General features: G+C 38.5%; 9 protein-coding genes. 4 read left to right on the top strand and 5 right to left on the bottom strand.

Features of this window, described 5'->3' with window-relative positions; genetic code table 11:
• Nucleotides 1-187 precede the first annotated feature (187 nt).
• Nucleotides 188-574 carry an HNH endonuclease gene (locus H6G92_RS36670; protein WP_190901517.1) on the bottom strand — a complete coding sequence of 129 codons (387 nt, stop codon included), beginning with the start codon at nucleotides 572-574 and terminating at the stop codon, nucleotides 188-190.
• Nucleotides 575-657: 83 nt separating this feature from the next.
• Nucleotides 658-1317, bottom strand: coding sequence for a hypothetical protein (locus H6G92_RS36665; protein WP_242059481.1), 660 nt, complete (start codon nucleotides 1315-1317; stop codon nucleotides 658-660).
• 234 nt (nucleotides 1318-1551) lie between these two features.
• Between H6G92_RS36665 and H6G92_RS36660 the strand changes: the two genes are divergently transcribed.
• Nucleotides 1552-1794, top strand: coding sequence for a helix-turn-helix transcriptional regulator (locus H6G92_RS36660; protein WP_114085490.1), 243 nt, complete (start codon nucleotides 1552-1554; stop codon nucleotides 1792-1794).
• Between the two features lie 121 nt (nucleotides 1795-1915).
• Here the strand turns inward: H6G92_RS36660 and H6G92_RS36655 are convergent, their stop codons facing one another.
• Nucleotides 1916-2095: a hypothetical protein gene (locus tag H6G92_RS36655; protein ID WP_190901515.1), complete on the bottom strand. Its 180-nt coding sequence runs from the start codon at nucleotides 2093-2095 to the stop codon at nucleotides 1916-1918.
• 374 nt (nucleotides 2096-2469) lie between these two features.
• Between H6G92_RS36655 and H6G92_RS36650 the strand changes: the two genes are divergently transcribed.
• The 3 genes from H6G92_RS36650 to H6G92_RS36635 all read left to right on the top strand — a co-directional run bounded on the left by H6G92_RS36650 (nucleotide 2470) and on the right by H6G92_RS36635 (nucleotide 10442).
• Nucleotides 2470-3429 (top strand): tyrosine-type recombinase/integrase, encoded by a 960-nt coding sequence (locus tag H6G92_RS36650; protein WP_190901514.1) that lies wholly within the window; start codon nucleotides 2470-2472, stop codon nucleotides 3427-3429.
• Between the two features lie 443 nt (nucleotides 3430-3872).
• Nucleotides 3873-6911, top strand: coding sequence for an Eco57I restriction-modification methylase domain-containing protein (locus H6G92_RS36645; protein ID WP_190901513.1), 3039 nt, complete (start codon nucleotides 3873-3875; stop codon nucleotides 6909-6911).
• A 165-nt stretch (nucleotides 6912-7076) separates the two neighbouring features.
• On the top strand, nucleotides 7077-10442 hold the full coding sequence (locus tag H6G92_RS36635) for a helicase-related protein (protein WP_190901512.1): 3366 nt from the start codon (nucleotides 7077-7079) through the stop codon (nucleotides 10440-10442).
• Between the two features lie 158 nt (nucleotides 10443-10600).
• Here the strand turns inward: H6G92_RS36635 and H6G92_RS40680 are convergent, their stop codons facing one another.
• On the bottom strand, nucleotides 10601-10723 hold the full coding sequence (locus tag H6G92_RS40680) for a hypothetical protein (protein WP_277926932.1): 123 nt from the start codon (nucleotides 10721-10723) through the stop codon (nucleotides 10601-10603).
• A gap of 30 nt (nucleotides 10724-10753) precedes the next feature.
• The gene (locus H6G92_RS36630; RefSeq protein WP_190901511.1) at nucleotides 10754-11284 is read right to left on the bottom strand and encodes a hypothetical protein; all 531 of its coding nucleotides are present in this window, start codon (nucleotides 11282-11284) and stop codon (nucleotides 10754-10756) included.
• Nucleotides 11285-11386 lie beyond the last annotated feature (102 nt).

The raw sequence follows: 11386 nt of genomic DNA, 5'->3' as shown, positions 1-11386 counted from the left end.
CCTTTCTACCAAATCATCCAAACTTTCTTTAACTTCTATTGAGGTGACACCAACCATCGGTAGAGGTATCTTAACAACGATTCTCAGTTTACCTTATCTGCCCTGTATCCCATTTAAATTGGTATCACCTCCCTGGCTTAGGCATCCATATAGTTGTGAGACTGTACCTATGTCCAATCGCACACAATTAATCCCAAACAAAATTTTTCCAGTTAACTGGGATTAAGCCCTTTGTGACTAACCTACTTTTCATCCCCTCGTGTTTTTGATCAAGCCTAAGAGCATGACAAATGGGGCAAAGGGTTCTTAAATTTGAAGCGTGGTTGCTGCCGCCAGATGATAATGGACGAATATGGTCAATGTGGGCAGTTTTCAGTTCTATTTCCCCCATGCACAGACCACTGTTTTTAGGAGGTGAATCTGTTGGACTTTGACAAATACCGCGATCGCGGTTGTAAATGCGTTGGCGCGTAACTTTCCATTGTTCTAGTGGCTGGCGTCGCCACCAAAAAACAGGAAGGTTTGGATGCTGACGACGTTGCTTGATTTGTAAATACAAATTGCTTGATAACATGACATGACTTGACTTAACTTGGCATGACGTGACTCAACGTAACTAGACGCAACTGGACTGGACACAACAGAGCAAAACATATACTAGAGAATGGCAAAACTAGTCACATCAAAACGCCCATAGCCAATGCTTCCTCTACCATCGCCAATGCCGACTAAAGTACCAGCATTAACGATAGCTGTCTCTAATGACTTTCTATCAACAACCACAGAATCCCACAGAATAGTAAACGAGCAGCGCCACCCAGGTTTGACTACAACACGATAGCGGATATTTCTGGCTTTAGTAGATGGGTTACGAACACCAATTACTTCCACATAGCTATCGGGTAGTTTCTCATTTTTAACAGTTCCTGCTTCAACTATCTGAGGAGGATCTGGCAGTTTTATTGGCTGGGAGGCACTATTTTGGATATAAATTTGCTCGTCCATTACTTGCAAGGTGCTGGCAATGTCTGCAAGAAAGTTACTCTTACCACGCTTAACTGTTTTACCGCCATTTTTGATTGCGCCAAAAAAGTAAGTTGGCAGCAGAAATAATTGCCTCTCCTCGTCCATTAGAACCGTTTTTTTCCATTCATTGGGACTGTTGCCAGCAACACCATCTTTCTCTTTAGCTTCTAACGGCAATGCGTCAATGCCAAAGTGGTGTATTGCAAGTGTCCTGGTTCCCAGAACCGTGACTTCTGCTTGCAGAATATTTGCCATATTTAGGGAGACAGGAATGACACGAATCAGCCTCATTGATAATTCACATCAACGAGACACCAAAGAAATTAAGTTGCAACAACAAACAGCGATCGCTTGATCGCCTAAAGCTATTACTACATAATTAGTTAAGTCGTTTTGGCTAAGTTGTTTTGGGACTAAAAGGCGGTAGCTGCGTTTTTTCGGGACGGTTGCTATCGTCTTTATAGTTATTTAACCAAATCTACTTAGCTACGTCAATTGAATTAGCTAAATTGGTTTAACTACAAGATGTCAAAGCAGGGAAATAGTGAACCCAAGGTAATTTCTAAGCTTGCGGAATACAGGAAAAGCAAAGGCTTAAGTCAGGATGACTTAGCCCAACAGACTGGTTTGACCAAAACAACGGTTCAAAATTGGGAGAACGGTAGAAACCTGGGTGCTGTAATCAGGGTTCTCAAAGTATGCCAAAGGCTCGATGTTGATATCAGGGAGCTTTTTGACTTAAAAGATACCAACGATGAAGTCCCTTGATCTTGCGCCGACAACTAAACCCAACTTCAACTTGATGAGTAAGTAAGACACAAACCCGAAATAAATCTCCAGCCAAATTAGAAGCGAATACCCGACTACGCCCACAAATTAACCACCAACGCTAGAGATTTATTTTTATGGATTTCCCTAAGTCACTACTCATCATCTGTAAGTAGTAATAGACACTTATATTTACGGTGTTCATTGCTACTTGCAGGTGGGCTAGACTTTTTACTGGTTCTGGTTTAAAGGCGATCGCTCCATAGAGAATATCAACTGCTTCAGGCACGATGTCGCTCACCTCGTCCCTTGGGAGTTTTAGCGTAATCATTCCAGTATCCAACTGATATCAATTTTGATATCAAGACTCCACCTAGATGCTAGTAAGGGTGGGGCTTTTGATTTTATTTGGAGCGATGGCGTACCCGCTCACCGTAGATGATCGCCCCTCTAAGTAATGTAAGCATTAGCCAAAGTCCAAGCTAGTAGTAGGACAATGGCTTCAAGTATATGTACTTAGAAACACCTGACATTGCTGCTGTTGGGGAATTTTGTTTGAGTCAACACCAAAATTGGTAAAGAATTTGGGAGAAATGATCCTGGTGTTGCGGAATAGCTGTATTGATATGAAGGAGACAAAATTGCACTTTTGTCTGTTTCAGATCCGCGATAATTATGACACCAGTAGTAGTAGTCAAACCCAGAGGTAAGCAATTATCCCATTTAGCGCCGGTTGATGCCCAACAGCGCTTAGTTCAACTGTGGCTGCATGATAAGCCTCAAAGTACTCAAAAATGTTATCGGCGGTATGCGGCGCAGTTCACCGGATTTTTGGCAGGAGTCAACAAGGCGATCGCCCACACGAGTGTAGAAGATTTGGTGGAGTTTTCAGAGTATTTGCATAATCGGGGATTGGCTGCGCCTACTATTCAAACCTATATCGCGGCGGTTAAAAGTTTGCTGTCGTTTGCTTATAAAACTGGTTACATCAAGCAAAACCCCGGTGCTGCTATCAAGTTAAAGAAACTTGATCAGCGATTGCACTCAAAAGTACTGACTCTCACTGATATCGCTTTGATGATTCGGCTGACAGAACGGGCCCAATATCGCTACCAATCTCAACAAATACGGGATGTTTTGATATTAAAGCTGCTGTATGTGGCTGGGTTGCGGGTGTCAGAGTTGGTAGGGTTGAAGTGGCGAGACTTTACACCACGCGATGGCGCTCTTGCGCCCACCGTCGGCGATCGCACCGGACAAATTACCGTTGTGGGTAAAGGCGACAAGTCCCGTCACATTTTACTGCCGGAATATCTGTGGCAGGAATTGATGGACTACCGCTTAGATGCTGCCAAAGATGCCTATGTCTTCAAGAGTCGTAAAGGTAAAGGCATGAAGCCACTGCAACGTCAAAATGTTGACCCAATAATTAAGGATGCAGCAGAAAGAGCAGGGCTGACGGAGAAAGTTAGTTGTCACTGGCTCAGGCATAGCCACGCGACGCACAATGCTGAGAGGGGTACGCCTGTTCCCTTGATTCAGCAAACAATGGGTCATGCTGATATTGCGACTACATCAGGTTACATCCATATTCGACCAGGGGACAGTAGTGCTTTGCACCTGCCAAAGGTTTAAAGCTCAATAAAAGGAAAGATTATTAGTACAAATATATTTTTATTTTTCATGGAGCTACCTGAATTTCCCTAGCAGACTATTCTAGGTTTTCCGTCCTCAGTATAAATTCTGTTGGCAGTTTTAGGTGGCTTCAATTAAATTTGTTAAAGCTTAATAAAGTGATATCTATATTCCTTTTAAAATGCATTTTTCTCTGGGAATATGCATTATTTTGCAGTTGGTTACACCTATTAATAAGTTAGCAGGATATCGCTGTTGTTATTTCCATATTTAGGCTAGATATTTTGCGGAAATTTTTCAATACATAAGTGCAGCAGATTTTTATCTGACTAGTGCCGATTTATTATGCTTTCAATTATTCATGATTACTGCGTAGTTAACCTCCGTAGACAGAATTTTTTGCGCGTTTTGGGGAAAACATACTACTGGAACAGGGTATATACATGGTAGCCACATTAGAACTGCAAGAGTCAATCCAACATTCGCTCCAAAATTTAAAAACTATTGACACATTAAAAAGATTATTTTGGAGTCAATTGAATTATGAACGGGAAAATAAAGAACTATCTCGTCGTCAATTGACTGATGCAGTTACTAATGAAGTTGAAGGCGAACCTTTGTTGTTAGCTTCTGGAGGAACTAATAAAGCATTTCATATAATTTACACTCGTCTCAAGTCAGAAAATTTATCCAGACAAGGCGAAAGAGTAGTTGTAAATCATCTTTTGCAAGAACATCCATACGCTTTATTTGTATTTTCCAATAAATCACAATCGCTCTGGCACTTTCTGAATGTCAAGTATGACAGTTCACCTCAAAAACGAAGATTATTCCGCCGCATTACCGTTGGAGAAGGGGAACAATTACGCACCGCAACAGAAAGAATCAGTCTGTTAGATTTAGAAAGCATTCCAGATGCATCACCGTTAGATATTCAAACACGTCATGATGAAGCGTTTGATGTTGAAGCTGTCACTCAGGAATTTTTCAGAGAATATCATAAAACTTTTAAGAAAGTAGAAAGTTTAATTAAATGGGCGACCGATTCAGAACGTAAACGTTTATTCACTCAAAAGCTATTTAACCGTTTGATGTTTATTGTTTTTATTGAGAGAAAAGGTTGGCTAAAATTCCAAAAAAGAACTGATTATTTATCAGCTTTGTGGGAATCTTACCAGGATGAAGACGGAGTATCAGACAAAAATTTTTATAGAGATAGACTTTCTCACCTCTTCTTTTCAGGGCTAAATAACCCTCAAGAAGACGACATTGCCGGAATTAATAATGGTGGTTTTCTCAAAGAATTAATTGGTAATGTTCCTTACTTGAATGGTGGTCTTTTTGAACAAGGTGAAGATGAGAAAAACCCTCAATTTCTCATCCCAGATGATTGTATAGACACTATTCTGCATGACTTATTCCAACGCTTTGCTTTTACTGTTACTGAGAGTACCCCGCTTGATGTTGAGGTTGCGGTAGATCCTGAAATGTTGGGTAAGGTGTTCGAGGAACTCGTCACAGGTAGACATGAATCTGGAAGTTATTATACTCCCAAGCCGATTGTTTCTTTTATGTGTCGTGAGGCTTTAAAAGGGTATTTAAAAAACCAATTTGCAAATGAATCACATGATGCAGTAGCCGAATTTGTTGATGAACATAATCTAGAGCATTTAATTAATCCAGAAGCAGTATTAGAAGCATTACGTAGAGTTAGATGTTGTGATTTGGCTGCTGGAAGTGGAGCTTATTTATTAGGTATGCTTCACGAGCTATTAGATTTACGTCAATGTTTGTTTGCAAATAAAGGGTTAGACTCTAATACTGTTTATCAACGAAAATTAGAAATTATTGAAAATAATATTTACGGGATTGATAAGGATGTATTTGCGGTTAATATTGCGCGGTTAAGGTTATGGCTTTCCCTAGTGATTGAATATGAAGGCGAGAAGCCAAAACCACTACCAAACCTGAAATATAAAATTGAAGTGGGAGATAGCCTGATTGCTCCGAGTCCTGCAAATACAGGAATGATTAGGAGTGAATTAATCAGCCAATATAGTCAAAGTAAGGCTGACTATATGCGAACCCATGAAGGGGTTAAGAAGTGGAAGTTAGAAGAAGAAATTAATGAGTTAAAGACTCAAATTAGGCTAATAACTAATGGAAGCAGTAAAGCACCAGAAGGTTTTGATTGGGCGGTAGAGTTTGCAGAGGTTTTTGCTGATGGTGGGTTTGATATTCAGGTAGCGAATCCGCCTTATGTAAGACAGGAATTAATTAAAGATTTAAAGCCGACATTACAAAAGATTTATCCAGCTACTTATAATGGAACATCTGATTTATATTGTTTCTTTTATGCCCGTGCTTTGCAGCTTTTGAAAGTTGGCGGAATGTTAGCATTTATTTCTCCTAATAAATGGTTTCGTGCTAAGTATGGCGATAAGTTAAAGAAGTATATTGCTGATACTTGCCAAGTTAAAAGTATTACAGATTTTGGAGAGTTACCAGTATTTAAAAGTGCTGCGACTTTCCCAATGATTTTTATTGCTCAAAAAGGAAAAATAGCAAATCAATCCACTCTCTTCACTCAGGTAAAATCTTTAGAATTTCCTTATCCAAATGTTTTAGCAATTATTAGAGATAAAGGAGAAACTTTACCAAATAATGCGCTAAATGGTTCAAGCTGGATATTAAGTGATACTTCTTCTGCCAACCGAATAAAAAAAATGGAAGAAGCAGGGATTCCATTAAGTGAGTATGTCAAAGGAAAAATTTATTATGGTGTAAAAACTGGTTTTAACCAAGCATTTGTAATTGATGGTTTAAAACGAGCAGAACTAATTGCACAAGACCCTAAAAGTGCAGAAATTATTAAACCATTAGCTGTAGGTGATGATATTCGTAAGTGGAGAATTAACTGTCAAGATAAATGGTTAATTTTTACAAGAAGAGGAATTGATATTAATGCTTATCCTGTTATCAAAGCTCATTTAGCCCAGTGGCAAAAAGAATTAACACCTAAAATCAATAGTCAACAATCTACAGGACGTAAAGCAGGTAGATATAGATGGTATGAGATTCAAGATGACGTTGCTTACTATCAAGAATTTGATAACCCAAAAATTATTTATCCTGTTATTGCAAAAGAATCACGCTTTGCTTTTGATACGAAAAGTACGTTTACTAACGATAAAGCTTTTATTATTCCTATTGCTGATTATTATCTTCTTGGAATACTTAACTCATCTGCGGTATGGGAGTACCTCAAAAATGTCTGTTCTGTCCTTGGTGATGCTGATAAGGGTGGAAGGCTAGAGTTACGAGGTACTTATATGAGTAAAATCCCTATTCCGAACGCTTCAACTACTGATCGCCAAGCAATATCTAAACTAGTCCAAAAATGCCTTGATGCAAAAGGTGTACAGTGTGAAGAATGGGAGAAAGAAATAGATGAGCGAGTCGCTGCCCTCTATAAACTGTAGGACAATAGAGAAAAGAACAATCTCGCCTACAGTATTAAGAAATGTTGAGGGAAAACCATGCAATCAGCTTTTAGTTGTAAACAATTTATCACCAACAATAAAGGCTTTCGTAATGCTCCGGGTTTACCTGTTGTTATCCTCAGTGAAGTTCTAGCATCTTGAACAATGCCTACTCACGATATTATAGACAACCGCAACCAAAAATTAGTAGACCAAATTAAACGCATTCTCGACTCAACAGAAGCGGCACATTTTGCGGTAGGTTATTTTTTCCTTTCTGGCTTTACTGCCATTGCAGAACGCCTCACTAGCATTAAAGAATTACGCCTGTTAATTGGCAATACTAGCAACCGCGAAACCATTGAACAAATCGCCCAAGGATACCGAAGATTAGAATTGATTGAAGATAAAATCGAAGCGCAGAAATATCCGAAGCGTAGTGAAGAAAAGCGGATGGCGAATGAAACAGCAGCCAATATTCGTTCTAGTATTGAATTAATGGATCAGACGGATGAAGCCGAGACGTTGGTTAAAAACCTAGTGCAAATGATAGAAGAAAAACGGCTTCATGTCCGCGTTTACACAAAAGGAACTTTACACGCCAAAGCCTATATTTTTGATTACGGTACTGTTTATGATAACAAAGGTAGAGCTTTAGAGCGTCAAGAAAAAGGGATTGCTATTGTAGGTTCATCCAATCTTACCCTTTCTGGTATTACCCATAATACCGAACTGAATGTAACCATCCACGGAAACGATAACCATACAGAATTAACTCATTGGTTTGATGAATTGTGGAATGAAGCGGAAGAATTTAATGAAGTATTAATGAAAGAGATGAAACAATCTTGGGCGGGTTCTATAGTCCGTCCTTATGATATTTACTATAAGACTCTCTACGCTTTAGTCAAAGATAGATTAGAAGATACTGCGCCAAAAGATTTAATTATAGAAGATGAAATTAGTAAACAATTAGCAGATTTTCAAAAAGTAGCTGTTAATAATGCCGTCCAAAATATCAGAGATTATGGCGGAGCTTTTGTTTCTGATGTAGTAGGGTTAGGAAAAAGTTTTATTGGCGCTGCAATTATTAAAAGATTTGAACAAGTAGAACGCGCACGTTCTTTAATTATTTGCCCTGCACCACTAATAGAAATGTGGGATAGATATAATGAAGTTTACCAGTTAAATGCTCGTGTCCTTTCAATGGGAATGTTGAAAGAAGATGATGATGGAGACGTGAAAGCATTATTAAATAACTTTAGATTTCAAGATAGAGATTTTGTACTTATAGACGAAAGTCATAACCTGCGAAATAATAATACTCAAAGATATAAAGTCGTAGAAGCATTTTTAGGTGTGGGTAAACGTTGTTGCTTTTTGACAGCTACTCCTCGAAATAAGAGTGCTTGGGATATTTATCACCAGTTAAAATTATTTCATCAAGATGATAAAACTGATTTACCAATAGACCCACCTAATTTAAAAGAATACTTTCAATTAGTAGAAAAAGGTGCGAAAAAATTACCAGAGTTACTTTCTCATATCCTTATCCGCCGTACCCGCAACCACATCTTACGTTTTTATGGTTTTGATTCAAAAACTCATCAACAAGTTGACCCAGCTAACTTTAAAGAGTACCTAGACGGAACCCGACGCGCTTATGTCATCGTTGGTGGTAAACATCGCTTTTTCCCCAAACGCGAACTAGAAACCATTGAATACAGCATTGAGGACACATACCAAGGACTGTATCAGGATTTACGGCAATATATGGGTAAGTCCCGCAAGCGTCAACTGGTTAAACCACCCACAAACGAACTTAGCTATGCACGTTATGGCCTGTGGAACTATGTTTTAAAAGACAAACAAAAGCAAGAACCTTATAACACCTTACAACGTGCAGGTTCTAACCTCCGGGGTTTGATGCGGGTATTATTATTTAAGCGTTTTGAATCGAGTGTTTACGCTTTTCAACAAACTATCAAAAAATTATTGATAGTGCATGAAAGATTTTTAAAAGCACTATCTCAAGGATTTGTACCCGCCGGAGAAGAAGCCCAAACTCTGCTTTCGGAAGATTATAATCAAGCAGAAGAACAAGATTTGATGGACGCATTAAAACAGGTATCTAATAAATATAATTTATCGGATTTTGATGCAAAAAGATTACAACAAAATATCGAGCATGATATTAAATTATTGAAAAATATTTTGGATTTGGTAGAACCAATTACCCCTGATAAAGATACTAAATTACAGACTTTAATAAAATGGTTACATAAACCAAATCTTAAAGATAAAAAGCGTCTAATTTTTACTCAATATGCTGACACAGCCAAGTATTTATCTGATAATTTAAACCCAGATGGTCAGCGTGATGATATTGATGTAATTTATAGCGGTAACAGCAAAAATAAAGCACGATTAGTAGGAAGGTTTGCCCCTAAAGCCAACAAAGAATATAAATTTAAACCCGGAGAATCAGAACTTAATACCTTGATTGCTACCGATGTCTTAGCAGAAGGGTTAAACCTGCAAGATGGTGATTTGATCATTAATTATGATTTGCATTGGAACCCAGTTAAGCTTATTCAACGTTTTGGTCGTATTGACCGTATTGGCAGTGAGAAAGATGTCATCTATGGATATAACTTTTTACCAGAACTAGGCATTGAGCGCAATTTAGGTTTGAAACAAAAACTTAAAAACAGAATACAAGAAATTCACGATACCATAGGTGAAGATGCTGCAATCCTTGACCTGACAGAAAGACTCAACGAAGAAGCAATGTATGCCATTTACGAACAACAAGGTAAACAGTTGAGTCTATTTGATATTGAGGATGAAGATAATTTTCTAGATTTGAATGAGGCAGAAGAAATCCTCAGAAAATTACAAAAAGAAGACCCAGGTGAGTTTGAACGCATTGCTAATTTACCGCATGGTATTCGCACCGCTAAATTTTCCATGCAAAAGGGGACATACATTTTCTGCGAAGCTTCCGACCCCAATCGACCTGATATCAAAGGCTATCAGCAACTATTTTTATTAGATGATAAAGGAGAAATAATTTCTAGAGATATCCCCCGTATCTTAGGTGCAATTAAAGCTGATGACACTAGCCCCACCTTGGCACTTCCCAAAGACCATAACGCTGCTGTGATGCGCGTCAAAGGTCAATTTGCAGAAGAAGTAAAACATCGCCAAGCAGAACGGGAATTTAACCAACGTTTGACTCAGGGGCAAAGGTATATTCTGCGGGAACTGAGAATATTTTTTAAGTCAACTACAGATGAGGAAGTAAAAGGTCAGGTCAATATTTTAGAAAAAGCGTTTCGCTTGAGTGTGAACCAAGCTGTTAACCGCGAGTTAAACAAACTGCGACGTGATGGTTTTACAGGTAAGGAATTGTTTAACCAGCTAGTACAGATTTACCGTCAACATAATATGCAAGAGTTGCAAGATAATAGCTTACCTACGTTATCTCAACCAATTCCCATAATTGTTTGTAGTGAGGCTTTGGTATGATTTTATGAAATCATAACCGTATACAAACCACCAAATATCGCCGAGAACATAGAGCAGGTATAGCCATCTGAAATGGTGGAGATATTTGGCGCTATTTAACAAGTTCAATCAGCAATCGCCACTTCCATTTCCACTTCTGTATTTCAGTAAATACGCTTTTACTGTTTAGTTCCGTAGTGCTGCTCTAGCAAGTCGCGCAGCAGATCAGCCATTGTTATTAGCGAATTTTCAGGTAATTGAGCTACATAAACAGTAGCGAAGCTTTCGCTTAGTTCAATCACTGTTGTCTATTTATTTTAAAATCGCTGTAACTATTTAATTTTGTTCCAAAGTCTCTTGAAGCGTTCTTCTTGGCTAGATCCAGCATCAATATTACTTGCTGGAATAATACCTGCTTGATGGCAAGCTTGAACATACCCAGTAACTGCATTACGCAGCCAACGACTAATTAGATGAGTTCCAAAGCCAATAGTAACTCTACCGCTACCTTCAAGTGACCAATAATACATACTTTGTTCCCCTCTTGCAAAACCATGCGTTCGATTTGAGTTAGTAGCAGCATGAACTAAAGGACAGCGATAAAGAGAGTATAAAATTGCTCCATACTCATACTCTTCAGCCAGAGCTAAAACTTCAGGGTTGGCTGCAAGTTCTGGGCATTCTCTAGCAAGTTCATCACGAGGAACATCAAGGTAGGCTCTAGGTGGTTCATGCCCGGAGAATATATCATTAGGATCTTTGTTAACACGTTTATTAATAATCTGGTCAGCTATGTGAGCATCTTGTGGACGGTAATGTTTCCAATCTTCAGCAAAACTGTCCATTAAAGAATTATTTGTCACTTTTAAATAATTACTGTCAAGTGGTATATGAGGCTAAAAGCCTGATAGATACAGGGGTTAGTGCTTTTTGCTGCTTTTGTATTTTTTGAACGTTATTAAATA

It is taken from the genome of Nostoc foliaceum FACHB-393, from assembly GCF_014698505.1.
GTDB classification, from domain to species: Bacteria; Cyanobacteriota; Cyanobacteriia; order Cyanobacteriales; family Nostocaceae; genus Nostoc; species Nostoc foliaceum_A.
The sequence above is the reverse complement of the archived record's forward strand: the minus strand, read 5'-3'. Positions and strand labels throughout refer to the sequence as shown.

Coding starts and splice junctions, on each gene's coding strand:
- H6G92_RS36670 (WP_190901517.1), bottom strand. CDS start 574: ATGTTATCAAGCAATTTGTATTTACAAATCAAGCAACGTCGTCAGCAT.
- H6G92_RS36645 (WP_190901513.1), top strand. CDS start 3,873: ATGGTAGCCACATTAGAACTGCAAGAGTCAATCCAACATTCGCTCCAA.
- H6G92_RS36635 (WP_190901512.1), top strand. CDS start 7,077: ATGCCTACTCACGATATTATAGACAACCGCAACCAAAAATTAGTAGAC.
- H6G92_RS36665 (WP_242059481.1), bottom strand. CDS start 1,317: ATGAGGCTGATTCGTGTCATTCCTGTCTCCCTAAATATGGCAAATATT.
- H6G92_RS36660 (WP_114085490.1), top strand. CDS start 1,552: ATGTCAAAGCAGGGAAATAGTGAACCCAAGGTAATTTCTAAGCTTGCG.
- H6G92_RS36650 (WP_190901514.1), top strand. CDS start 2,470: ATGACACCAGTAGTAGTAGTCAAACCCAGAGGTAAGCAATTATCCCAT.